This is a genomic window from Geodermatophilus dictyosporus (assembly GCF_900115505.1).
GTDB lineage: Bacteria > Actinomycetota > Actinomycetes > Mycobacteriales > Geodermatophilaceae > Geodermatophilus > Geodermatophilus dictyosporus.
The window spans coordinates 609702-633486 of the sequence record NZ_FOWQ01000001.1 but is presented as its reverse complement, the minus strand read 5'-3'; the positions used below and the strand labels follow the sequence as shown (position 1 = coordinate 633486).

At 76.4% G+C, this 23785-nt stretch carries 26 protein-coding genes; 19 read left to right on the top strand and 7 right to left on the bottom strand.

The window, feature by feature from the left end; genetic code table 11:
• Positions 1-21 precede the first annotated feature (21 nt).
• Both BMZ33_RS22985 and BMZ33_RS02935 read right to left on the bottom strand, forming a co-directional pair.
• Entirely contained in the window at positions 22-159 is a 138-nt protein-coding gene (locus tag BMZ33_RS22985) for a hypothetical protein (protein ID WP_169063808.1), read from the bottom strand.
• Positions 156-1118, bottom strand: coding sequence for a quinone oxidoreductase family protein (locus BMZ33_RS02935; protein WP_091107540.1), 963 nt, complete (start codon positions 1116-1118; stop codon positions 156-158). Before BMZ33_RS02935 ends, BMZ33_RS22985 begins: the two co-directional genes overlap by 4 nt.
• A gap of 101 nt (positions 1119-1219) precedes the next feature.
• Here BMZ33_RS02935 and BMZ33_RS02930 point away from each other — a divergent pair, with 101 nt between their 5' ends.
• From BMZ33_RS02930 to BMZ33_RS02915, 4 genes are all read left to right on the top strand, one after another.
• Positions 1220-1858 (top strand): cysteine hydrolase family protein, encoded by a 639-nt coding sequence (locus BMZ33_RS02930; RefSeq protein ID WP_091107538.1) that lies wholly within the window; start codon positions 1220-1222, stop codon positions 1856-1858.
• Positions 1859-2076: 218 nt separating this feature from the next.
• On the top strand, positions 2077-3234 hold the full coding sequence (locus BMZ33_RS02925) for an NAD(P)/FAD-dependent oxidoreductase (protein WP_091107537.1): 1158 nt from the start codon (positions 2077-2079) through the stop codon (positions 3232-3234).
• An 80-nt stretch (positions 3235-3314) separates the two neighbouring features.
• Positions 3315-4844 carry an L-piperidine-6-carboxylate dehydrogenase gene (amaB, locus tag BMZ33_RS02920; protein WP_091107535.1) on the top strand — a complete coding sequence of 510 codons (1530 nt, stop codon included), beginning with the start codon at positions 3315-3317 and terminating at the stop codon, positions 4842-4844.
• A gap of 57 nt (positions 4845-4901) precedes the next feature.
• On the top strand, positions 4902-6224 hold the full coding sequence (locus BMZ33_RS02915) for an ATP-dependent 6-phosphofructokinase (RefSeq protein ID WP_091107533.1): 1323 nt from the start codon (positions 4902-4904) through the stop codon (positions 6222-6224).
• A gap of 48 nt (positions 6225-6272) precedes the next feature.
• Here the strand turns inward: BMZ33_RS02915 and BMZ33_RS24375 are convergent, their stop codons facing one another.
• Positions 6273-6980, bottom strand: a complete 708-nt coding sequence (locus BMZ33_RS24375; RefSeq protein WP_091107531.1) for a PadR family transcriptional regulator — start codon at positions 6978-6980, stop codon at positions 6273-6275.
• Between the two features lie 31 nt (positions 6981-7011).
• Positions 7012-7290, bottom strand: coding sequence for a VanZ family protein (locus tag BMZ33_RS02905; protein WP_091107529.1), 279 nt, complete (start codon positions 7288-7290; stop codon positions 7012-7014).
• 440 nt (positions 7291-7730) lie between these two features.
• On the opposite strand from BMZ33_RS02905, the gene BMZ33_RS02900 reads away from it, so the two are divergent.
• Together BMZ33_RS02900 and BMZ33_RS02895 are read left to right on the top strand one after the other, a co-directional pair.
• Entirely contained in the window at positions 7731-8318 is a 588-nt protein-coding gene (locus tag BMZ33_RS02900) for a hypothetical protein (protein WP_091107526.1), read from the top strand.
• A 160-nt stretch (positions 8319-8478) separates the two neighbouring features.
• Positions 8479-8904: a hypothetical protein gene (locus BMZ33_RS02895; RefSeq protein WP_091107525.1), complete on the top strand. Its 426-nt coding sequence runs from the start codon at positions 8479-8481 to the stop codon at positions 8902-8904.
• Positions 8905-8950: 46 nt separating this feature from the next.
• Here the strand turns inward: BMZ33_RS02895 and BMZ33_RS02890 are convergent, their stop codons facing one another.
• On the bottom strand, positions 8951-9241 hold the full coding sequence (locus BMZ33_RS02890) for a DUF1540 domain-containing protein (RefSeq protein ID WP_091107941.1): 291 nt from the start codon (positions 9239-9241) through the stop codon (positions 8951-8953).
• Positions 9242-9421: 180 nt separating this feature from the next.
• Here BMZ33_RS02890 and BMZ33_RS02885 point away from each other — a divergent pair, with 180 nt between their 5' ends.
• A complete protein-coding gene (locus BMZ33_RS02885) occupies positions 9422-10012 on the top strand; it encodes a P-loop nucleotide/nucleoside kinase family protein (protein ID WP_091107524.1) in 591 nt (196 codons plus the stop codon).
• 3 nt (positions 10013-10015) lie between these two features.
• On the opposite strand, the gene BMZ33_RS02880 is transcribed toward BMZ33_RS02885, so the two are convergent.
• On the bottom strand, positions 10016-12520 hold the full coding sequence (locus BMZ33_RS02880; protein WP_091107939.1) for an HAD-IC family P-type ATPase: 2505 nt from the start codon (positions 12518-12520) through the stop codon (positions 10016-10018).
• 154 nt (positions 12521-12674) lie between these two features.
• Positions 12675-12890, bottom strand: coding sequence for a hypothetical protein (locus BMZ33_RS02875; RefSeq protein ID WP_091107522.1), 216 nt, complete (start codon positions 12888-12890; stop codon positions 12675-12677).
• Positions 12891-13123: 233 nt separating this feature from the next.
• On the opposite strand from BMZ33_RS02875, the gene BMZ33_RS02870 reads away from it, so the two are divergent.
• From BMZ33_RS02870 to BMZ33_RS02815, 12 genes are all read left to right on the top strand, one after another.
• Positions 13124-14104 carry a zinc metalloprotease gene (locus BMZ33_RS02870; RefSeq protein ID WP_091107520.1) on the top strand — a complete coding sequence of 327 codons (981 nt, stop codon included), beginning with the start codon at positions 13124-13126 and terminating at the stop codon, positions 14102-14104.
• Positions 14105-14195: 91 nt separating this feature from the next.
• Positions 14196-15068, top strand: a complete 873-nt coding sequence (locus BMZ33_RS02865; protein ID WP_169063807.1) for a PP2C family protein-serine/threonine phosphatase — start codon at positions 14196-14198, stop codon at positions 15066-15068.
• A gap of 174 nt (positions 15069-15242) precedes the next feature.
• The gene (locus BMZ33_RS02860) at positions 15243-17312 is read left to right on the top strand and encodes an elongation factor G-like protein EF-G2 (protein ID WP_091107516.1); all 2070 of its coding nucleotides are present in this window, start codon (positions 15243-15245) and stop codon (positions 17310-17312) included.
• Positions 17313-17408: 96 nt separating this feature from the next.
• Positions 17409-18071 (top strand): cardiolipin synthase ClsA, encoded by a 663-nt coding sequence (clsA, locus tag BMZ33_RS02855; RefSeq protein ID WP_169063806.1) that lies wholly within the window; start codon positions 17409-17411, stop codon positions 18069-18071.
• Positions 18068-18952, top strand: coding sequence for a DUF881 domain-containing protein (locus BMZ33_RS02850; protein ID WP_091107514.1), 885 nt, complete (start codon positions 18068-18070; stop codon positions 18950-18952). The genes clsA and BMZ33_RS02850 overlap by 4 nt, the downstream gene beginning before the upstream one ends.
• A gap of 3 nt (positions 18953-18955) precedes the next feature.
• A complete protein-coding gene (locus tag BMZ33_RS02845) occupies positions 18956-19288 on the top strand; it encodes a small basic family protein (RefSeq protein ID WP_091107512.1) in 333 nt (110 codons plus the stop codon).
• A complete protein-coding gene (locus BMZ33_RS02840; RefSeq protein WP_091107511.1) occupies positions 19285-20136 on the top strand; it encodes a DUF881 domain-containing protein in 852 nt (283 codons plus the stop codon). The genes BMZ33_RS02845 and BMZ33_RS02840 overlap by 4 nt, the downstream gene beginning before the upstream one ends.
• Positions 20137-20178: 42 nt before the next feature.
• A complete protein-coding gene (gcvH, locus tag BMZ33_RS02835) occupies positions 20179-20583 on the top strand; it encodes a glycine cleavage system protein GcvH (RefSeq protein WP_091107510.1) in 405 nt (134 codons plus the stop codon).
• A 261-nt stretch (positions 20584-20844) separates the two neighbouring features.
• Positions 20845-21363 (top strand): oxoglutarate dehydrogenase inhibitor Odhl, encoded by a 519-nt coding sequence (odhI, locus tag BMZ33_RS02830; RefSeq protein ID WP_091107509.1) that lies wholly within the window; start codon positions 20845-20847, stop codon positions 21361-21363.
• A 4-nt stretch (positions 21364-21367) separates the two neighbouring features.
• Positions 21368-22150: a transcriptional regulator FtsR gene (gene ftsR, locus BMZ33_RS02825; RefSeq protein ID WP_091107507.1), complete on the top strand. Its 783-nt coding sequence runs from the start codon at positions 21368-21370 to the stop codon at positions 22148-22150.
• Between the two features lie 89 nt (positions 22151-22239).
• On the top strand, positions 22240-22725 hold the full coding sequence (locus BMZ33_RS02820; protein ID WP_091107506.1) for a bifunctional nuclease family protein: 486 nt from the start codon (positions 22240-22242) through the stop codon (positions 22723-22725).
• Between the two features lie 256 nt (positions 22726-22981).
• A complete protein-coding gene (locus tag BMZ33_RS02815) occupies positions 22982-23557 on the top strand; it encodes a MerR family transcriptional regulator (protein ID WP_091107505.1) in 576 nt (191 codons plus the stop codon).
• Positions 23558-23785 lie beyond the last annotated feature (228 nt).

The window sequence follows — 23785 nt, the reverse complement described above, 5'->3', positions numbered from 1 at the left end:
GCCGTCGGCGGCGGCGGGGCGCTAGTGGTCGCCGAGCAGCGCCACCCCGTCGGGCATCGGCACGGCGACGTCCCGATCGACGGTGTAGGCCGTCGCGCGCAGCGGCAGCCCCGGCGCCGCGTCGGCCACCAGACCGCCCAGCCGCACCAGCACGCTCACGCGGCGGCGCCCCCGCCGGGGAGGAGCAGCACCTTGCCCGTCGTCCGGCGGCCCTCGAGGTCCTCGTGCGCCCGGCGGGCCTGCGCCAGCGGCAGGCGCGCGCCGATGCGCACGTCGAGGCGGCCGGCGGCGACCAGGTCGAGCACCGCGCCGGCCCGCTCGCGCAGCAGCTCCGGCGTGCGGGTGTAGGTGGCCAGCGTCGGGCGCTGCACGTACACCGAGCCGTGCGCGGCCAGCTGCTGCAGCTCCAACGGCTCGGGCTGCCCGCTGGAGGCGCCGTACAGGACCATCCGGCCGGTGGGCCGCAGCGCCCGCAGCCCCGCGGTGAAGGTGGTCCGGCCGACGCCGTCGTACACCGCGGCCGCGCCCTCGCCGCCGGAGAGCTCGCGCACCCGCTCGGCGAACCCGTCGTAGCCGACGACGACCTCGTCGGCACCGGCGCCCCGGGCCAGCTCCGCCTTCTCCTCGGTCGACGTCGTCGCCAGCACGTGCCCGCCGCGCAGCCGCACCAGCTGGGTGAGCAGCAGCCCGACGCCGCCGGCGGCGCTGTGCACCACCACCCAGTCGCCCTCGGCCACCGGGTGGGAGTCGGCGGCCAGGTAGTGGGCGGTGCAGCCCTGCAGCACCACCGCGGCGGCCAGCTCCGAGCTCACGCCGTCGGGCACCGGCACCAGCGCGCCCCGCCGGGCGGCCACCCGCCCGGCGTAGCTGCCCGGCACGCTGACCCAGGCCACCCGCTCCCCGGTGTCCACGACGCGTCCGGCGCCCTCGGCGCCGACCACCGCGGGCGGGGACGCCGTGTAGGGCGGGCGGCCCTCGCGCTCGTACACGTCGCGGAAGTTCACGCCCACCGCCTCGACGTCGACCAGCACCTCGCCGTCGCGGGGCTCGGGGTCGGGCACGTCCTGGACGGTGAGCACCTCCGGTCCGCCGGTGCGCTCGTAGACCACTGCCTGCACGTCGCCTCCTCGGGTCGGCCCTCGGGCCGGGCCGTCGTCCCGTGCCTACCACCGGGCCGCCGAGCCTGGTACTCGACGTCGGTGAGTGCCAGGCTCGCGCCGTGCAGCGGGCCTTCGGCGTCGACGTCCCCGAGACGGTCCCCGAGATGTGCCGGCCGGCGGCCAGCGCCGTGCTCGTCTACGACGCGCAGGTCGGCATCCTGGCCCACGTCCGGGACCGCGAGGCGCTGACCGGGCGGATCGCGGACGTGCTGCGCGCCGCCCGGGCGGCGGGCGTGCCGGTCCTCTACGTGCGGCACGTGTCGCTGCCGCCCTCGCACATGGGGGTGGCGGCGCTGCGCACCGCGATGGCCTGGCAGCGGCGGGACCGCGCCGACGCCGTCACCGCCGCCTTCCCGCCCGACGCCGACCACACGCAGATCTCCGACGACCTCGCGCCGGCCGACGGCGAGCCGGTGTTCGACAAGCTCGGCATGTCGGCGCTGGTGGGGACGCCGCTGGAGGCCGTGCTGCGCGACCGCGGGGTGACCACGCTGGTCCTGGTCGGCGCGGTGCTGGAGATCGGCATCGAGCCCACCGCCCGGCACGCCGCCGACCTCGGCTTCCTGCCGGTGGTGGTCGAGGACGCCTGCGGAGTGGTCGACGAGGACGCCGCCCGCCGCTCGCTGGCCAGTCTCGACTACAGCCTGCTGTCCCACCGCTGCACCGCCGCCGAGGTCGTCGCCGCGTTCGGCGGGTGACCCGCCGCCGGCCGGTCCTGCGCCGGCGTCCGCGGGGTGTGCCCGTGCGGTCGACCGCGGCGCCGGCGGTCCGCGGTGCGTGCACACGGCGCGCACACGGCGGTCACGAGCCGGCGGCGGCCGGCGACGGCACGCCTCGCTCCCGGGGCCTGGTGCGGCGGGCGGCCCGCACCGCAGGATGGGCTCCCGCACTCCCACGCCCGGCCAGGAGGACCCCGATGAGCCCGCAGTTGCCGCCCTCGGCGTCGGTCGTCGTGATCGGCGGGGGAGTGGTGGGCCTGGCGACGGCGTACGAGCTGGCGCGTGCCGGCGTGCGCGACGTCGTCCTGCTCGAGCGCGACTCCCTCGGCTCGGGTTCCACCTGCCGCGCCGCCGGCGGGGTGCGCGCGATGTTCTCCGACCCGGTCAACGTCACCCTCGGCGCCCGCAGCCTGGAGACCTTCCGCGACTTCCCGGCCCGCTTCGGCCAGGACGTCGACTTCGCCCAGGTCGGCTACCTCTTCCTGCTGTCCACGCCCGCGGAGGTCGAGGACTTCACCGCCGCCGTCGCACTGCAGAACGACCTCGGCGTGCCCAGCCGGGTGATCGAGGTCGCCGAGGCGCAGCGGCTGTCCCCGCTCGTCGACGGCGACGGCCTGCTCGCCGCCGCCTGGTCGCCGACCGACGGCCACTGCACGCCGGAGTCGGTCGTCCTCGGCTACGCCGCCGCGGCCCGCCGGGCCGGCGCCACGCTCGTGCCGCACTGCGCGGTCACCGGCGTCGACGTCGCCGAGGGGCGGGTGACCGGCGTGCGCACCCGGGCCGGGCGGGTGCGGACCGACGCCGTCGTCGTCGCCGCCGGGCCGTGGTCGGCGGAGGTGGGCCGCCTCGCCGGGATCGACCTGCCGGTGGAGCCGCTGCGCCGGCAGATCCTGGTCACCGAGCCGGTCCCGGGCCTCGACCCGCACACCCCGTTCACCATCGACTTCGCCACCTCCTTCTACTTCCACCGCGAGGGCGCCGGCGTGCTCATGGGCATGTCCGACCCCGACGAGACGCCGGGCTTCCGGCTCACCCGCTCCGAGGCGTGGCTGCCGCGGCTGGGCGAGGCGGTGGAGCGGCGCGCGCCCGCGCTGGCGTCGGTGGGCATCGCCGGCGGCTGGGCCGGGCTCTACGAGATGACCCCCGACCACAACGCCCTCATCGGCCGCTCCGCCGAGGTCGAGGGGCTGCTGTACGCCACCGGCTTCTCCGGGCACGGGTTCCTCATGGGCCCGGCCGTGGGGGAGGTGGTGCGCGACCTGTACCTGGGGCGCGAGACGCTGGTCGACGTCGCCGGCCTCGACGTCCGGCGGTTCACGACCGCGGGCGCCCGCCCCGAGCTCAACATCGTGTGAGGACCCCCGTGCCCCCACCGCGCGCACGCGCGCCGTGGGACCCCGCACGGGGCCACCAGAACAGTGGAGGATCGCAGAACGTGACCAGCCTGCCCACCGCCGAGGAGCTCCGGGCCCTCGCCCGCGAGGCCGCCGGACGCTGTGGCGTCGACCTCGACGCCGTCGCCGGGGACCACCCGGTCACCTCGCCGCTGACCGGCACCCCGCTGGCCTCGGTCCGCTGGGACACCGGCGCCGACGTCGGGACGGCCGTCGCCCGCGCCGGCGAGGCGTTCCGCACCTGGCGGACGACGCCGGCGCCGGTGCGCGGCCAGCTCGTGCGCCGCCTCGGCGAGCTGCTGCGCGAGCACAAGGCCGACCTGGCCACCCTGGTCAGCCTCGAGGTCGGCAAGATCACCTCCGAGGCGGCCGGCGAGGTCCAGGAGATGGTCGACATCTGCGAGTTCGCCGTCGGCCTGTCCCGGCAGCTCTACGGCCGCACCATCAGCTCCGAGCGTCCCGGCCACCGGCTCATGGAGACCTGGCACCCGCTCGGCGTGGTCGGCGTCATCAGCGCCTTCAACTTCCCGGTCGCCGTCTGGTCCTGGAACACCGCCGTCGCGCTGGTCTGCGGCGACCCGGTCGTGTGGAAGCCCTCGGAGCTCGCGCCGCTGTCGGCGCTGGCCGCCGCGGCGCTGCTGGACCGGGCGATCGCCGAGACCGGCGCGCCGGCCGGGCTCAGCCAGGTCGTGCTCGGCGGCGGCGACGTCGGTGAGGCGCTGGTCGACTCACCCGGCGTCGCGCTGCTGTCGGCCACCGGGTCCACCCGCATGGGCCGCGTCGTCGGCCCGCGGGTGGCCGACCGCTTCGGCCGCTCGCTGCTCGAGCTCGGCGGCAACAACGCCGCGATCGTCACCCCCTCGGCCGACCTCGACCTCGCCACCCGCGGCATCGTCTTCTCCGCCGCGGGCACGGCCGGGCAGCGCTGCACCACGATGCGCCGCGTCATCGCGCACGTCGACGTCGTCGACGCGCTCGTCGAGCGGGTCGCCGCCGCCTACCGGAACCTGCCGATCGGCTCGCCGATCGCCGCGGGGACGCTGGTCGGCCCGCTCGTCCACGACGCCGCGTACAAGGCCATGCAGGACGCGCTGGAGGCCGCGCGGCAGCAGGGCGGCGAGGTCGTCGCCGGCGGCGGACGGCGGCTGGCCGACGAGGCGCCCGACGCGTACTACGCCGAGCCCGCGCTGGTGCGGATGCCCGCGCAGACCGACGTCGTCCGCCACGAGACGTTCGCGCCGATCCTCTACGTGCTGCCCTACCGCACGCTGGAGGAGGCGGTGGCGCTCAACAACGACGTCCCGCAGGGCCTGTCGTCGTCCATCTTCACCTCCGACCAGGCCGAGGCCGAGCGGTTCCTGGCCGCCGACGGCTCCGACTGCGGCATCGCCAACGTCAACATCGGCACCTCCGGGGCGGAGATCGGCGGGGCCTTCGGCGGGGAGAAGCACACCGGCGGCGGCCGCGAGTCGGGGTCCGACGCGTGGAAGGCCTACATGCGCCGGGCGACCAACACGATCAACTACTCCGGCCAGCTGCCGCTGGCGCAGGGCGTGGAGTTCCCCATCTGACGCGCCGACACGGACCCAGTCGTCATGACGACTGGGTCCGTGTGGGAACGTCCTCCCATGGTCGTCTCCGCGGACCTCGCCGTCCGCACGCTGGGCCCCTGCCGCATCGACTCGCCCCTGGCGCCGCGGCTGGGTGCCCGGGAGACGACGCAGCACTCCGTCGTCGAGGAGGACCGCATCCTCTTCGACGACACCCTCTCGATGGCCGGCGCCCGCGGGGTGCCCCTCGAGCAGCTGCCCAGCCTGGAGCCCGGCGGCCCGCGCAAGAAGATCTACTTCGACCCGGCCAAGACCCGGGTCGGCATCGTCACCTGCGGCGGCCTGTGCCCCGGCCTCAACGACGTCATCCGCGGGCTGGTGCTGGAGCTGTCCCGGCACTACGGCGTCCGGCGGATCGTCGGCTTCCGCAACGGCTACCGGGGGTTCATCCCGGAGTTCGGCGAGGACGTCCTCGACCTCACGCCCGAGGTCGTCATGCACATCGACGACGAGGGCGGCACCATCCTCGGGACCTCCCGCGGCAAGCAGGACCCCGAGGCGATCGTCGACGCCCTCGAGCGCCTCAACATCAACATCCTGTTCGTCATCGGCGGGGACGGCACCATCCGCGGCGCGATGGACGTCGTCGCCGAGGTGGAGCGGCGCGGCCTGAAGGTCGCCGTCGTCGGCATCCCGAAGACGATCGACAACGACATCCCCTACATCGACCAGAGCTTCGGCTTCCAGACGGCGATGTCGGAGGCCACCAAGTCGATCCACGCGGCCAGCGTCGAGGCGCGCTCGGCGCCCGGCGGCATCGGGCTGGTCAAGCTCATGGGCCGGCACTCGGGCTTCATCGCCTGCTACTCGACGCTGGCCAAGGACGACGCCGACTACGTGCTCATCCCCGAGGTGCCCTTCACCCTGGACGGCGAGCACGGGTTCCTGGAGAACCTGCGCCACCGGGTGCAGGAGCGCGGGCACGCGGTCGTCGTCGTCGCCGAGGGTGCCGGCCAGGAGCACGTCGAGGGGGAGGAACCCGGCCGCGACGCCTCGGGCAACGTCCGCTTCGGCGACATCGGCCGGCTGCTGCGCCGCAAGATCGTCGAGCACCTCGACGCGCACGGTGTCGAGAACAACGTGCGCTACTTCGACCCGAGCTACGCCATCCGCAGCGTGCCGGCCAACCCCTACGACAGCGCCTACTGCCTGCGGCTGGCGCACGCCGCGGTGCACGCGGCGATGGCCGGGCGCACCGAGGTGATCGTGGCCCGCCGGCGGCGGAGGTTCGTGCACATCCCGATGGCCCTGGCGGTCAGCCGCCGCAACCACGTCGACCCCCTCGGCGACCTCTGGATGTCGGTGCTCGAGGCCACCGGCCAGCCGGTCCGCTTCGGCTGACCGGCGCCGGTCCGGGGGCTCAGCCCCCGGACCGGCGCCCGGCGCGGCTCACCGGGCCGGCGGGGTGGCGCGGCCGGGTGCCGCGGCGTCGTCGGGCCCCTCGGCGAGCAGCAGATACAGCGCCCGGCGGGCCTCGGCGAGGACGGTGGCCGCGGCGGTCAGCTGCGCCTCCGACCCCGTGCGCGACACCTGGCGGACGGCGCCGTGCACCTGCTCGAGCAGGCCGCGCAGGTCCGGGCCGGCCGCGCCGTCGGCGGCGCCGCCGAACGGGTCGGGCCAGGTGCCGCGGCGCTCCTCGACGTGCTGACGGCCGGCCTCGGTCAGGGTGACCAGCTTGCGGCCGGCCTCGGCGGTGACGGTGGCCAGGCCCTCGTCCTCCAGCGCGCTGATCGTCGGGTACACCGCGCCGGGGCTGGGCGTCCAGCGGCCGCCGCTGCGCTCGGCGATCGACTGCATGAGCTGGTAGCCGTGCATCGGCTGCTCGGCGAGCAGCAGCAGGACGGCGGTGCGGACGTCGCCGCGCGGGGCACGGCCGCGGCCGCCGCCGCGCCGGCCGCCACGGGGACCGCCGGGACCGAAGCCGGGGCCGAAGCCGCCGCCGGGGCCGAAGCCGCCGGGGCCGAAGCCGCCGGGGCCGAAGCCGCCGGGGCCGCCGGGGCCGCCGAGCGGGCCGCCCTCGCGCGGGTGGTGGTGGGGGCCGCGGAACCCGCGGCGCGGGCCGGGCTGGCGGCCTCCGGGGAAGGGGTGCGAGAACATCGCCGGACCTCCTCTGTCGTATCGGATGACGCTAACGATACATCGCTACTTGCCCACCGTCCAGGCTCGCCGCGGGGCACGCGACGGGCACAGGAGGAGCGCCACACCCATCGGCCCGGGTGACCAGCAGGCCGGCGAGCATGGCGCCGACGGCGTTGAGCAGGGCGTCGAGGGGTGAGACCACGCGGCCCAGCGACAGCAGGAACTGCAGCGCCTCGATCGCCCCGCCGGTGGCGAGCGCGGCCGCCACGAGCCGCCCGGGGGAGCCGAGCCCGGGCCACAGCCGGGCGGCCAGGGCGGCCGCCGCCACCAGCAGCAGCAGGTTGCCGCCCAGCTGCAGGAGCGTCGCCGGGGAGGTGGGGCCGGTCGGGTACCCGTGCAGCTCGGTCAGCGGCGCGCCCCAGGCCCCCCCGTCCCCTCCGGCAGGAGGGTCGGTGCCGCGACCACGAGGAGGGAGAGGGTCAGCCCGCCGGCGAGCAGGAGGCGCTGTCCGGAGGGGCCAGCAGGGGAGCGGGGGCGGTGCCCACGACCCCAGCACCGGCTCGCCGGCCGGGCCCGCCCTGGACGCGTCCTGGCAGTCCGCTGGCGACCGACCGTTATCCCCAACTGGATTGACGACCGGACACGTCGAACACCACGACCACGAGGTCACAGCAGGAGAGCGGCCCGTTCCCAGGTCGGTCACAGGAAAGCGGTCGATGCTGGTGGCTGACGGCCGGAGGGACCGGCTGCCCGGACTAGGAGTGACCCGTGCGCAAGAAGATCGTCCTCGCCGCCACCGCCGGTGCGCTCACCCTCACCGGTCTGGGACTCGCCGTGCCCGCGATGGCCGACGAGGAGACGACCACGACCGAGAGCACGACCGGGTCCACGACCGTCGAGGACCGCATCCGCGACGCCCTCTCCGGCCTGGTCGACGACGGCTCGATCACCCAGGAGCAGGCCGACGAGGTGGCCACCACGCTCGGCGGGGCCGGGTTCGGTGGTCACGGCGGGCACTGGTGGGGTGGCGGCTTCGGCCTGGAGGTCGCTGCCGAGACCCTGGGCCTGAGCGAGGAGGACCTCCGCGCCGCACTGGAGGCCGACGGCGCCAGCCTGGCCGGCGTGGCCGAGGACCAGGGCGTGGCCGTCGAGGACCTGGTCGCCGCGCTGGTCGCCGCCGCGCAGGAGCACCTCGACGAGGCCGTGGCCGAGGGCCGGCTCACCCAGGAGCAGGCCGACGAGCGCTCCGCCGAGCTCGAGACCTGGATCACCGAGCGGGTCAACGACACCGACGCCGACGGCGGCCCGCGCGGCGGCTGGGGCCACTGGGGGGACCGCGACGGCGACGGCGACTGACCCCACCGCCGACCCGAGCCGCACGCGCCGACGGCGCCGCCCGCACCGCGGGTGGCGCCGTCGCTGTCGTCCGGGCGGCCCCGGTGGGGGAATCGGACGGGGGTGGACCGATCCGTCTCCTGAGGTTAGGCTCCCCTCACTGCGAGGCGAGGAGGCGTGGGTGGGGCTGCGACTGCCGGTCGGCGACGTGACCGTGCTGCTGGGACCGGACGGTGCCCGGAGCCGGGTCATGACCGCCCTGGACGACGACAGCGGGCGCTGCGCCTCCGGGCACGCGTCGGTGCGGGTGCACCGGCTGGCCGCCCGGGCCGGTGAGGACGTGCGCGACCGCCTCGTGGCGATCGACGCCGTCGCCGCACAGGGCGCGACCATCGTGCTCGTCGACCGCTTCACCGACGGCCTGGCCGCTCCCGAGCGCCGCCGGCTGCTCGCCGCGCTCCGCCCGGTGGCCACCGCCGGGCGCGCGGTCCTCGTCGACGACGCCGACCCGGTGGCCGCGCTCGCCGTGGCCGACGGCGCGCTGCGCGCCGACCCGGCCGGCGGGCTCGTCCACGAGCCCCTGGGCGCCGACCTGCTGGCGTCCTGACCTGCTGGCGTCCTGACCTGGCGCAGGCCGGCCTGCGGAGAGGGGACTAGCGGGCCTGGTAGGTCAGGCAGTCCGCGGCGTCGGCCTCGGGGCCGACGCTGATCCCCGGCGCGGTGCACTCGAGCTTGTCGTTGTGCACGCAGTCGGAGCGGTGGCAGGCGCCGACCATCCCGTTGCGGTCGAGACCACCGCGGAAGCTGATCTCCACGAAGGTGCCGCAGTGGGCGTGGTCACCGCCGACGGTGATCGCCCCCGCGTGGCACTGGTGCTCGGCGTTGTAGGAACAGCTGCTGACCGCGCAGTCCTGCACCTGGGGCATGTCCTGGAGAGAGGTCATGGCACCCAGGCTGGCACGCCCGCGGAGGGCCCGCCAGCCAAGGAAGGCTAGCCTGACCTGCACGGACGCCGTCGGGCGGGCACGTCCGGCGGGTCCCGCGCGTTGACCTCTCGACGGCCCCGGCCGGGCACCGGCACCCTCCGGGTCAGCCACCCGGAGGGTGCCCTCGGGAGGTGTGAGATGACCGTGTCGACCGACGAGGTCCCGGTGCCCGGTGTGCCCGGTGCCGCGGCCGACGGCCCCGCGCTCGTGGTGATCGGAGGGCTGCCCGGTAGCGGCAAGACGACGCTGCTGCGGCAGGTCCTCGACCGCGAGGTGCCCGGGGTGACCGGGGTGGACTCCGAGCACGTCGCCGAGCGGCTGGCTGCCGCCGGCGTGCCCTACCGCCTGCTGCGCCCGCTGGTGCACGCCGTGCACCGCGTCGCCGTGCTGCGGGCGCTGGCCGGACCGGAGCCGGTCGTCGTCCTCACCGACCCCTGGACCAGCACCGCGTGGCGCGCGGTCGTGCTGCGGGTCGCGCACCGGGCCGGCCGGGGCGTGCGGGTGGTGCTCCTCGACACCACGCCGGAGGAGGCCGCCGCCGGTCAGCGCGAGCGCGGGCGGGCCATCTCGGCGCGGCGGATGCGCGGGCACGCCGCCCGCTGGGCGCGTCTGCAGCAGGCGCGCGCCGAGGCGGCCGGGCCGGAGGGCCCCGACGACGTCCTCGTCGTCGACCGCGAGGGAGCCCGGCGGCTCACCCTCGACGAGGTCCTGGGCCGCATCCGCGACTGAGCCTCAGTCCGCGATGCCCAGGGCCCGCTCGAGCAGGCGGAACCGGTAGACCGCGCTCAGCACGGCGAACCACAGCAGCAGCGCCGGCAGCACGGTGGCGAACACGGGGTCGGCGGCGTCGGTGAGCCCGAAGTAGTCGGTGAGCACGGGCACGAACAGCAGCCCGGTGAACGCCACCACCAGGCCGGCGACCAGCAGCGCCGGCCGCCGGTCGCCGTCGGGGTCGGTCCAGGAGGCGAAGAACCGGTTCGGCGGGCGCAGGAACAGGATGAGCAGGAAGGCCGCGTAGGACACGAACGTCGACAGGCCGGTCTGCGCGCCGATCGTGGCGGCGGCCTCGGCGAAGCCGACGTCGGAGGACGCGACCCCCGTGTAGCGCTCGAAGGCGGCCACCACCTCCTCCGGGGTCCGCGCCGTGCCGACGACCTCGATGAGCGCGGTGTAGAGCGTGGCGTACACCCCCACCCCGGCCGCCGCGGTCACCACCATCGCCGGGACGACGAACCGCCACAGCGAGGTCAGCAGGTGCGGGTCGGGCCGCTGGGGCCGTGCCCAGGTGGTGAGGAACAGCGTCGGCACGCCGACGGTGAGCAGCGTCAGCCCGACCTGCGCGGGGGAGTAGGGGAACCCCAGGCCGAGCATGGTGACCGCGACGATCACCAGCCCCTGGGTGCCCACGCGCGCGAGGAACACCTGCATCGAGGTGCCGATGCCGGTGATGATCCGGCGGCCCTCGTGCTGGGCGGGCAGCAGCGCGCCGATCGCGTCGTCGGTGAGCACGATGTCGGCGACGTCGCGGGTGACCGCGCTGCCGCTGCGCATCGCCACCCCGACCTGCGCCCGCTTGAGCGCCCGCGCGTCGTTGACGCCGTCGCCGATCATCGCGACGTAGCGGCCCTGGCGGCGCAGCGAGTCCACCAGCCGCTCCTTCTGCTCCGGCGCGATCCGGCCGAAGACGGCGGTGCGGGCCACGAGCGCGTCGAGCTCGGCGTCCGTCAGCGCCTCGAGCTCCGCGCCCGAGACCGGGTCGCCGGCGGCCATCCCGGCCTGCCGGGCGAGCGCAGCGACGGTGCGCGGGTCGTCGCCGGAGACCACCTTGAGGTCGACGCCGTCGGCGGTGAAGCGGGCGATCGTCCCGGGCACGCCCGGCCGCAGCTCGTCGGCCAGGACCACCAGCGCCAGTGGCTCGAGGTCGGGCAGGCGCGCCCGGCCGCCGTCGTCGCGCAGGGGCGCGGCCGGGTCGACCGGGCGGGCGGCGACCAGCACCCGCAGGCCCTGCGCGGTCCGGGCGGTGACGGCGTCGGTCAGCTCCGCACCGGGCACGGCGGGGGCGAGGGAGTCCGGTGCGCCCAGCACCAGCACGCCGTCGTCGGTGCGCACGGCGCTCCACCGCAGCGCCGAGGAGAACGGCACCTCCTCGAGGACGGGGCGCTGCTGCCCGGGCAGCGCGGCGGCCAGCGCGGTGGAGGTGAGGTTGGCCGCGGCGGTGCTCGCGGCCGCCGTCCCGACCAGCCGCTCCACCTCGTCCTGCGGTAGCGGGCCGACGGGCACCACCTCGGCGAGGGTGAGCCGGCCGGTGGTGAGCGTGCCGGTCTTGTCGGTGCAGACGACGTCGACGTTGCTGATCGACTCCACGGCGTTGACCTGCTGCACCAGCGCGCCGTCGCGGGCGCTGGCCGCCGCGCCGACGGTGTAGGCGAGCGCGACGAGGAAGAACAGCCCGTAGGGCACCAGGCCGGAGAGCACCGCGGTGGTCTGCACGACCCGCTCCACGGAGAACCCCTCGAGGGCGGCCTGCAGCAGGATCGTGGCGCTCATGAGCGCGACGAGCACCATGACCAGCCGGACGACGAAGTCGATCCTGCGCTGCAGCGGGGTGGCGTCGGTGCTCACCCGGCGGACGTCGGCGGTCAGCCGGCTGGCGTAGCTGGCGCCCCCGACGTCGCGGGCCAGCTGCCAGCCCTCGCCGCCGGCGGCGAAGCTGCCCGACAGCAGGTCGTCGCCGGAGCGCTTCGGCTGCGGGTCGGACTCGCCGGTCAGCAGCGACTCGTCGGCCTCGACGGCGCCCTCGAGCAGCGGGCCGTCGACGACGACCTGGTCGCCGGGGCGCACGTGCAGCACGTCGCCGCGGACCACCTCGTGGGGGAGCACCGCCACGTCGCGGCCGTCGCGGACCACCGTGACCGTGCCGCGGGAGAGCAGCTGCAGCCGGTCGAGCTTGCGCTTGGCGCGGATCTCCTGGACGGCGCTGATCGCGGCGTTAACCAGCCCCAGGCCGACGCTGGTGACCGCGTCGCTGTAGCGACCCAGGGCCAGCAGTGCCGCGCCGATGGTGAACAGGATCGTGTTGAAGAGGTTGAAGACGTTGGTGCGCAGGATCTGCGCGTACCCGCGGCTGGACCCGCGCGGCGCGGTGTTGCCCTCGCCGCGGCGGAGCCGGGCCTGCGCCTCGGCCGAGGTGAGGCCCCAGGTGCCGGCGGCTCGGTCGGTGGTGCCGGTGGACTGCACGGCGGCCACCCTGACAGGCGCCGCGCACGCGGGCACGGCGGCGGGCCGCTGCGTCCAGGAGGGGCGCGCCACGATCAATCCGGTGACCTGATCGTCGCGCGTCCTCCCGGGTGGTGGGCGGTGAGGGAGGACGCGCTGCGGTGGGGGAGGACGCTCAGGCGGGGGAGATCGCCCGGCACCGGGGACAGGGGTCGGCCGAGCCCAGCCCGCGCCGCCCGGCCCACGACCCCTGGACGACGGCGACCGGCGTGCCGCAGGCGGCCACCCACGGCGGTGGCCCGTCGGCGGCCGGGCGGGGCACCGCGTGCGCCCGGTCGCTCGCCTGGTCCCGCCCCGCCGCGTACCCGGCGGCCGCCTGCGCGCTCGTCACCGCCCCAGTCTGACCGCCCGCCCGAGAGGGACGGACGCGGGGGACGGAGCTCTCCGCTGCCGCGGCGTGACGCAGCGCACACCCCGGCGGACCGAGCGGTCCCGCCGTGTGGTTGGCTCCCGCGCACCCCACCGCGCTCCCAGCGGACTCCCAGGAGGGCGTCCCCGGAGGCTCGGTGCGGCCCGGGTCCGGCAGCTCCGCCGGGCCCGTCGCCTGCGTTGCGGAGGACCTCCATGACCCGGTTGCGCCGGACCGCCCTCACCCTGGGCGCCGCGGTGGCGCTGGCCCTGACGACCGCTCCGGCGGCCGGTTCGGCCGACACCGCCACCCCGACCCCACCCCCCGCGGCGGCGGAGTGCGCGCACGTGCACACCGACGACGTCAGCCACGGCGCCGAGGCGCGCGTGCGGCCCGGTGCCACCCGCGGCGAGCCCAATGCGGTCTCCGCCGACCAGGCCGCGGCGCTGGGCAGCCCCAAGAGCCGGCCCGTGCTGGGGCTGGGCTCGCAGACCATCACCACGGTCTTCCACGTCGTCACCGCCACGGAGGTCGACCGGGAGCGGTACCGGGCGATGATCGACGCGCAGGTCGACGTGCTCAACGACGCCTTCGCCGGGGAGGGCGCCGCCGCGGACTCGCCGGACACCCCCTTCCGGTTCGCCTACGACCCGGCGGCCACGACGTTCACCGTCGACCCGGCGTGGGCCGGCCTGGTGCCCGGCAGCCGCGAGGAGCGGGCGGCCAAGACGGCGCTGCGCACCGGCACCGCCGCCACGCTCAACGTCTACGTCGCGCCCATCGGCGGCGGACTGCTCGGCTACGCGACCTTCCCGCAGTCGGCCAAGGGCGGGCAGCTGTGGCGCGACGGCGTGGTGATCCTCGACGAGTCGATGCCCGGCGGCACCGCCGCCCCCTACAACGAGGGCGACACCGCCACCCACGAGGTCGGCCACTGGCTCGGGTTGTTCCACACGTTCCAGGGCGGCTGCACCGGCCCCGGCGACTACGTGCCCGACACCCCGGCCGAGGCCCTGCCGGCCTTCGAGTGCGCGGTCGACGCCGGCCGCGACAGCTGCCCGCGCCAGCCGGGTCTCGACCCGATCACCAACTTCATGGACTACACCGAGGACTTCTGCATGGACACGTTCTCGGCCGGCCAGGTGGCCCGGATGAGCAACGCCTGGGAGGCCTACCGGCTCCCGTCGCAGGCCTGAGCACCGACCGCACGCCGCCCGCGGCGGACCGCCCGCGGGCGGCGTGCGCCGCCGGTCTCCGGAAGCGGCCCGCCCGGTCCATGCTGTCGCCGTGACCGCCCCCGTGACGCCGCTGCCGTGGTTCCCGGCGGCCGAGGCGCCCGGCGGGACGCGGTCCCCGGCACCCCGCGGGCCCGTCGACCGGCTGGTCCTCGACCCCGCCGCCGTCTCGCTCGCCGGCCCGCGCGGGCAGGACCAGGACGCCGGCCTCGCCGGTCCTGCGCTGCTCGTGGTCGCCGACGGCGTCGGTGGCGGCAACGGCGGCGCACAGGCCGCGCGGCTGGCCGTCGCCGAGGTGGTCCGCCGGGCCGCCGCCGCACGGGAGACGGGGGAGGACGCCGCCCCCGACGCGGGCCTGGCCGCCGCCGTCGCGGCCGCCGACGCCGCCATCCGCTCGGCCGCCGCCGCCGACCCCGCCCTGGCCGGCATGGCGACCACCTGCACCGCCGCCGTCCTCACCCGCGACGGGCGGGTCGTCGTCGCCCACGTCGGCGACAGCCGCGCCCACCTGCTGCGCCGGGGCGTGCTCACCCGGCTGACCACCGACCACACGCTGGTGCAGGCCCTGGTCGCCTCCGGGGAGCTGACCCCCGAGCAGGCCGCGGCCTCCCCGATGCGCTCGGTGCTGCTGCGCGCGCTGGGCGGCTCGGCCGACCCCGGGCCCGCCGACCTCGTCGCCGTCCGGGCCGAGCCGGGCGACCGGCTGCTGGTCTGCTCCGACGGGCTCTCCGGCGTCGTCCCGGCCTCCACCCTCCAGCGGGTGCTCGGCGCCGAGCGGCGTCCCGCGGCCGCGGCGTCCCGGCTGGTCCTGGCCGCCCTTGCCGCCGGCACCCGCGACGACGTCACCGTCGTCGTCGGCGACGTCGCCCCGGCCGGCTGGGCGGGCAGCACCGCAGCGGTCGCGGTGGGCGCCGCCGACGGCTGAGACCGCGTGGGCGGAGGCCTTGCCCGGCGCCTCCGGACGGGGGCAGGGTGTGACCCGAGACACATCCCGTGACGACCCGGGAGGCCGCGGTGGGCGACCCAGCAGTCGACAGGACCGATCCCGACAGCGAGGGACCCGGCCGCCCGGCCGGGGACGACCGGCCGGGCGGCCGCCGTGGGTAGGGACGTCGTCCCGGCGCCGGCTCCGCGCGAGCCCGCCCGGGTGCGCAACGTGGCGCTGGTCGGGCACGCCGCCGCGGGCAAGACCACCCTCGCCGAGGCGCTGCTCGTGGCCACCGGGGCGCTGCCGCGTGCCGGGCGGGTGGAGGACGGCACGACCTGCCTCGACAGCGACGACGTCGAGGTCCGCCAGCAGCGCTCGGTGACCCTCGGCGTGGCCACCGTCGAGCACGAGGGCACCCGGATCACGCTGCTGGACACCCCGGGCAGCCCCGACTTCGTCGGCGAGCTGCGGGCGGGGCTGCGCGCCGCCGACGCCGCGCTGTTCGTCGTCTCGGCCGTCGGCGGGGTGGACGCCTCCACCGTGGCGCTGTGGGAGGAGTGCGCCGCGGTCGGCATGCCCCGGGCCGTCGTCGTCACCCAGCTCGACCGGGCCCGCGCCGACGCCGAGGAGACCGTCCGGCTGTGCCGGACCGTGCTCGGTGCCGGCGTCTACCCGGTGCACCTGGTCGACCGGGGGCCCGACGGCTCGGTGCAGGGCGTGGTCAACCTCTTGCAGCCCGGCGCCGAGGCACCCGACGCCGACCGGCTCCGCAGCGAGCTGATCGAGGGGATCATCGGCGAGAGCGAGGACGAGGCGCTCATGGAGCGCTACCTCGCCGGCGACGAGCTGGTCCAGGGCGACCTGATGAGCGACCTGGAGACCGCGGTCGCCCGCGGGCACTTCCACCCCGTCCTCTGCGCGGCGCCGCTGCTGGGCATCGGCCTCGACGCGCTGCTGTACCTGATCGTCCAGGGGTTCCCCTGCCCGGTGGAGCACGGCTGCCCGCCGGTCACCCGGCCCGACGGGTCGCCGGCGCCGGCGCTGTCGTGCGATCCCGACGGCCCGCTGGTGGCCGAGGTGGTCAAGACGACGACGGACCCCTACCTGGGCCGGGTGTCCCTGCTGCGGGTGTTCTCCGGCACGCTGACCCCCGACACCCCGGTGCACGTCTCCGGGCACGGCGGCGCCGACCGCGGCCACCCCGACCACGACGCCGACGAGCGGGTGGGCGCCATCTCCTCCCCGCTGGGCGCGGCGCTGCGGCCGGTGGCGGCCGGCCCGGCCGGGGACGTCTGCGCGGTGGCCCGGCTGGCCTCCGCCGAGACCGGCGACACGCTGTCCTCGCCCGGCGACCCGCGGCTGGTCCCGCCGTGGGAGCTGCCGGTGCCGCAGCACCCGGTCGCCGTCGAGGCCGCCTCGCGCAGCGACGAGGACCGGCTCGGCCCCGCCCTGGGCCGGCTGGCCGCCGAGGACCCGACCCTGCGCGTCGAGCGCTCCCGCGACACCGGCCAGCTGCTGCTGTGGTGCGTCGGGGAGGCCCACGGCGAGGTGCTGCTCGAGCGGCTGCGCACCCGGCACGGCGTCGCGGTCACCACCGTGCCGGTGCGGGTGCCCATGGTCGAGACCCTCGCCGGCCCCGCGCGGGCCACCGGCCGGCTGGTCAAGCAGTCCGGCGGGCACGGGCAGTACGCCGTCGTCGTGGTGGAGGCCGAACCCGGGGAGCCGGGGGCGGGCATCACCTTCGAGCAGCGCGTCGTCGGCGGGGCGGTGCCCTCGCAGTACCACGGCAGCGTGGAGAAGGGGATCCGCGCGCAGGCGGCCAAGGGCGTCCACGACGACCGGCCGCTGGTCGACGTCCGGTTCGTGCTCGTCGACGGCAAGGCCCACTCGGTCGACTCCTCCGACGCGGCCTTCCAGTCGGCCGGGGCGCTGGCCGTGCGGGAGCTGGCGGCCGCCGCCGGCACCAGGGTGCTCGAGCCGTGGTGCGAGGTGGAGGTGGTCGTGCCCGCCGAGCACGTCGGGGCGGTGATGAGCGACCTGTCCTCCCGCCGCGCCCGGGTCACCGGCAGCGATGCCGACCCCGACCGCGACCGCACCACCGTGCGCGCCGAGGTGCCCGAGCTGGAGCTGCTCGGCTACGCCGGAGCGCTGCGCTCGGTCAGCCACGGCACCGGGTCGTTCACGCGCCGCCCGCTGGGCCACGAGCCGGCACCGGCGTCGCTCGTCGCGGTGCCCGCCTAGCGGCCCGTCCGGGCTCGCCGCGGGCCTTCCGGCGGAGAGGAGGACGTGGGTCCGTCGACTAGCCTCGGGCACGGTGTGCAGCGGGGTGGAGGAGCAGTGACGTCGTCGCAGGGGCCGTCGGCCGCCGTGCCGGTGTCCGACGTCGACCGCAACACGCTGCCGCGCCGCGTCTGGACGGTGCCCAACGCCCTGTCGGTGCTGCGGCTGCTCGGCGTCCCGCTGTTCCTCTGGCTGCTGCTGGGGCCGCAGGCCGACGGGTGGGCGGTCGTCGTCCTCATGGTCGCGGGCGTCACCGACTACGCCGACGGCAAGCTCGCCCGCGTGCTCGGGCAGTCCAGCCGGCTGGGCGCGCTGCTCGACCCCGCCGCCGACCGCCTCTACATCGTCTCCACGCTGATCGCCTTCGTGCTCCGCGACGTCGTGCCGCTGTGGTTCGTGGCGCTGCTGGTGGGCCGCGAGTTCGTGCTCGGCGTCATGCTGCTGGTGCTGCGCCGCCACGGCTATCCGCCGCTGCAGGTGCACTACCTGGGCAAGGCGGCCACCTTCATCCTGCTCTACGCCTTCCCGCTGCTGCTGCTGGCCGACGGCGACGGCGCGCTGGTCGCCGTCGTGACCCCGGTGGCCTGGGCGCTGACCATCTGGGGCGGTGCGCTCTACCTGCTCGCCGGCGCGCTCTACGTCGTCCAGGTGCTCGGCCTGGTGCGCGCCGAGCGGGCCGTCCCGGTCCGGGCGGGTGCCGCGCCCCGTCCCGCGCCGTGAGCGCCCCCCGCGGGGGCGGGGGGGCGCGGTCGATGGGCGCCTCGCTGCTCGACCAGGTGCTCGCCGAGACCCTCGACCCGGCCTACGCCCGGGCCGCCCGGGCCCGCGCGGCCCGCGGGGCGGACGTCCGACCCGGCTGGCGGCGCCGGCTGGGCCCCGCGGCGGTCGCGCTCACCATGGTCGCCGCCGGCGTGCTGGCCGCGGTGACCTGGCACCAGGCCGCCTCCGGCGCCGAGGGCCGCCAGGAGGTCCGCGCCGCGCTGGTCACCGAGATCGAGGCGCAGTCGGTGACCACCGACGACCTCGCCGCCGAGCTCGAGGCGCTGCGCCAGGAGGCCACCGGCGCGCGCGAGGACGCGCTGGCCGCCACCGCCCAGGGCCAGCGCGCCATCGACGACCTCGACGCCGCCGAGCAGGCCGCCGGCCTCGTGCCGGCGACCGGGCCGGGGCTGCTGGTCACCCTGGCCAACGCCGAGCCCGACGCGGACTCCGACCCGGTCGGCGGCGCCGGCACCGAGGACACCCGCGGCCGGGTCCAGGACGGCGACCTGCAGCTGGTGGTCAACGCCCTGTGGGCCTCGGGCGCCGAGGCGGTGTCGATCAACGGCCAGCGGCTGGGGCCGACGACGGCCATCCGCTTCGCCGGGGAGGCGGTCCTCGTGGACTTCCGCCCGGTCACCAACCCCTACGAGGTCAGTGCCATCGGCGACCCGGACGAGCTCCGGTCGCGGTTCTTGGCCAGCCCCGAGGTCGGTGCGCTCGCCGTCGTCTCGGACCTGTACGGCCTGCGCTTCGAGTTCGCCGAGGAGGACGAGCTGTCCGTGCCCGCCGGGGGAGTCCCCGAGCTGCGATCCGCCGTCCCGGCCGGAACGGGGGGCTGAGGCGTGCTGCCCGTGATCGGCCTGGCCGTCGGCATCGTCCTCGGCCTGGTGTTCGACCCCACCGTGCCGGTGGGGCTGCAGCCCTACCTGCCGATCGCGGTGGTGGCCGCGCTCGACGCGGTCTTCGGCGGCGTCCGGGCGCGGCTGGACGGCATCTTCGACGCGAAGGTGTTCGTCGTGTCGTTCGTCTCCAACGTCGTCGTCGCCGGGCTGATCGTCTTCCTCGGCGACCAGCTGGGGGTCGGCGCCCAGCTGTCGACGGCGGTCGTCGTCGTGCTGGGCATCCGCATCTTCGGCAACGCCGCGGCCATCCGTCGGCACGTGTTCCGGGCATGAGCGGCACCCTGCGTCCCGACGACGCCGAGCAGCCCGGCCCGCCGGTCGAGGGGACCGCCGCGGAGGGGACCGCCGCGGAGGAGCCGCCTGCCCAGGAGCCGCCTGCCGAGGAGTCGCCCGCGGAGGAGCCTGCCGCCGGGGCGGCGCCCGCCCCGGCCCGGCGCCGGCAGCGGCGGGTCGCCGCCGCGCTGATCGCCGTCCTCACCCTGCTGCTGGGCTTCGCCATCGCCGTGCAGGTGCGCAACACCGACACCGGCGAGGCGCTGGCGGCCACCCGCGAGGAGGACCTCGTCGGCATCCTCGACTCGCTCGACGCCCGGGAGGCGCAGCTGCGCCAGCAGATCGCCGACCAGCGCGCCGCGCTGCGCGAGCTGAACGACACCGACAGCCGCTCGGCCGCCGCCCTCGAGGACGCCGGCGAGCGCGCCGACGCGCTGGCCGTCCTCAACGGCACCGTCGCCGCGGAGGGTCCGGGGCTGGTCATGACCATCCGCGACCCGCAGGGCCAGGTGCGCGTCGCCGACCTGCTCGACGCGGTCCAGGAGCTGCGCGGCGCGGGCGCGGAGACGATGCAGATCGACGGCGTCCGGGTGGGCGTGTCCACCGCCGTCACCGGGGAACCGGGCGGCCTGCGGGTCGACGGCCGGCCGGTGACCGCGCCCTACGAGGTCGTCGTCATCGGCTCGCCGCAGGACCTGCAGACGGCGATGAGCATCCCCGGCGGCGTCGTCGACCGGGTCGGCCGGCAGGGCGGCAGCGTCGACATCGAGCAGCGCGACCGCGTCGTGGTGGACGCGTTGCGGCCCCTCGACGAGCCTCAATACGCTCAGCCGCAGACGGGCGACTGAATTGCACCGCCCCCACCACCGACCTCCCGGAGACGACGCCGCATGACCACGCCCGACGACCGCCGCTACACCGACCAGCACGAGTGGGCGCTCGTGCAGGGGGGCGGGGACACCGGCACCGTGGTCCGCGTCGGCATCACCGACCACGCGCAGGACGCCCTGGGCGACATCGTCTTCGTGCAGCTGCCCGAGGTCGGCGCCGAGGTGACCCCCGGCAACCCGATCGGCGAGGTGGAGTCGACCAAGTCGGTCTCCGACGTCTACTCGCCGGTGGCCGGCGTCGTCTCGGCGGTGAACGAGGCCCTCACCGACACGCCGGAGACGGTCAACGCCGACCCCTACGGGCAGGGCTGGCTGGTCGAGATCACCGTGTCCGGGGACGGCGGCGACCCGACCGCCGACCTCCTCGACGCGGCCGCCTACCAGGCGCTGGTCGACGCGTCCTGACCACCCCCGGGTCCCCGGGAGGACCCCGGACGATCACTATGCTGCCCTCGGGAACGGGTCCCGCCCCGACCCGCTGGGACTGCTGTGACGTCGCCGCGACGCCCGGTTGACCCTCGGGTCGACCGCTGGTTCCATGACCAACGGCCCGCCGTGCCCGGCGCGGAGGCCGACCCACGCACGGACCGTCCGGTCCGTCGTCCGCCGGCCGCCCGCGGCAACCCCTCGCCCGCGGCGGTGCCCCCTGCACCGGAGGAGACAGACGTGCACTGCACTCGCTGTGGCCACGACAACCCCGAGGGCAGTCGCTTCTGCGCGCAGTGCGGCGCCGCCCTCTCCCAGGAGCGCGTGGGCGAGTCGACCAGCGTGATCCCCAAGGTCGGCGGCGAGGACTCCGGTGAGGTCCCCGAGGTCTCCGAGCCCGCCCCCGACGCGCACGCCGGCGCCGTCGAGTCGCTGCCGGCCGGGTCGGCCCTGCTGGTGGTCAAGCGCGGCCCCAACGCCGGCAGCCGGTTCCTGCTCGACCAGGACGTGACCACCGCCGGCCGCCACCCCGACAGCGACATCTTCCTCGACGACGTGACCGTCAGCCGCCGGCACGTGGAGTTCCACCGCGAGGGCGGCGGCTTCTCCGTCCACGACGTCGGCAGCCTCAACGGCACCTACGTCAACCGCGAGCCGGTGGACGTCGCGACGCTGGCCGGTGGCGACGAGGTGCAGATCGGCAAGTTCCGCCTCGTCTACCTGACCGGCCCCCGCACCGGCGAGCCCGCCGCCCGCTGAGCCGGTGCCCGGAGCGCCCGCCCGCGCGTCCGGGGACGACGCCGCCGACGCGCGCTCCCCGCGCCTGACCATCGGCGCGGTGCTGACCGCCCTGCGCGACGACTTCCCCGACGTCACGATCAGCAAGATCCGGTTCCTCGAGAGCGAGGGCCTGGTCTCCCCGCAGCGGACGCCGTCGGGGTACCGGAAGTTCTCCCGGGCCGACGTCGACCGGCTGCGCTACGTGCTGACCGCGCAGCGCGACCACTACCTGCCGCTGCGGGTCATCAAGGAGCACCTCGACGCGTTCGACCGCGGGTTGCCGGTGCCCGGGACCGGCCCCGCGGCACCCGCCCAGGACCGCCCGGCGGCGCCCGCCGCCCCGGCCCCGGCGGCGCCGCCCCCCGCCGAGCCGGCTCCCGAGCCGGCCGCCGAGCGCCCGCCGATGCCCGCCGACGAGTTCGCGCGCGCGGCGGGTCTCGAGCCCGGGCAGCTGGCCGACTGCGTGCAGTACGGCCTGCTGGCTCCCGACGCCGAGGGCCGCCACCCGGCCGGCGACCTGCCCATCGCGCAGGCCGCCGCGGGCCTGGCCCGGCACGGCATCGAGCCACGCCACCTGCGGGTGTTCCGCACCGGCGCCGAGCGCGAGGCGGTGCTCGTCGAGCAGCTGCTCGCCCCGGTGCTGCGGTCGCGTTCGGAGGACGCCCGGGCCCGGGCCGCCGAGGAGCTGGCGCAGCTCGCCGGCCTGTCCGCGCAGCTGCACCGGGCCCTGCTCGAGGCACGCCTCCGGGACCTCCTGCGCCCCTGAGTGCGGCGTACGGTGGACCTGCCGCCGGAGGCCGCCCGTCCGCGCCGTCCCGGCGTCCACCCGTACGCCGCAGCTGAGGGAGCAACACCGTGCAGGAACTCAGAGTCGTCGGGGTCCGGGTCGAGCTGCCCGGCAACCAGCCCATCCTGCTGCTCAAGGAGACGCAGGGGGAGCGCTACCTGCCGATCTGGATCGGTGCGGTGGAGGCCGCGGCGATCGCGTTCGAGCAGCAGGGCGTGCGGCCCGCACGGCCGATGACCCACGACCTGCTGCGCGAGGTGGTGCGCACGCTGGGCGCCGAGCTCGAGGCGGTCAACATCACCGAGATGCGCGACGGCATCTACATCGCCGAGCTCGTCTTCGGCGACGACCGGGTGGTCAGCGCCCGGCCCTCGGACGCCGTGGCCCTCGCCGTCCGCACGGGGGCGCCGATCTACGGCGCCGAGGAGCTGCTCGACGAGGTGGGGATCGAGATCCCCGACGAGCAGGAGGACGAGGTCGAGAAGTTCCGCGAGTTCCTCGACCAGATCTCGCCCGAGGACTTCGGCGCGGGGTCCGGGTCCGGCGGGTCCTGAACGGGCGGGGCGGGTGTGACCCCGTCCGCCACGGTGGTCACACGCGTCCCGGCCGCGGCCGACGGGCTACAGCAGCGCGACGCACCTGCCGATACCACCCCTCCGGGGTGCTCGCGGCGACACGCCGCCCGCGTCAGTTGACCGCCCTGGGGGCCCGGCTTACGGTCGCGGACAACACCGGTGTGATCCGTGGGGAAGCGGATCTGACCGGGACGCCCGCCGCGACCGTGGCGGCACGCGAAGGAGGACCGCTGACGTGAGCGACCAGAGCGAGGGCTCCCAGGGTCAGCTCTTCAGCGACGCCGCCGTGGGGGCACCGGACTACGACGAGGTCGACAGCGACCTGGTCGGGTACCGCGGCCCGACGGCGTGTGCCGCGGCCGGGATCACCTACCGCCAGCTGGACTACTGGGCCCGTACCGGACTGGTCGCACCCTCGGTGCGCAGCGCCACCGGCTCGGGGACTCAGCGGCTGTACTCGTTCCGCGACATCCTGGTGCTCAAGGTGGTCAAGCGGCTGCTCGACACCGGGGTGTCGCTGCAGAACATCCGCAAGGCCGTCGACCACCTGCGCAACCGCGGCATCAAGGACCTCGCCAACGTCACGCTGTTCTCCGACGGCGCCACGGTCTACGAGTGCACCTCGGCCGAGGAGGTCGTCGACCTGCTCGCCGGCGGCCAGGGCGTGTTCGGCATCGCCGTCTCCGGTGCGCTGCGCGAGCTGTCCGGGGAGCTGGCCGAGCTGCCCGCCGAGCGTCTCGACGGCGCCCCGCTGCACGCGGCCGAGGACGAGCTGGCGCAGCGTCGTCAGCGCCGCGCGCAGACCGCCTGACAGCGACACCGCACGTCCCGGAGGGGCGCCCCGCACGCAGCGGGGCGCCCCTCCGGCGCGTCCGGGGCGTGGCGCATGCCACGGCTGCGGGGCTGCTCCTCGCGCTCCCGGGTCCTGCAGCACCCCGGCGGCCGGCACGGCACCCCGGGAGGCAGTCGCCGGGGTCCCGTGGTCGCGGGCGCTGGTCGCGGGCGCACCGACGGCGCCGTCCCCGCCGTGCCCGCCCTG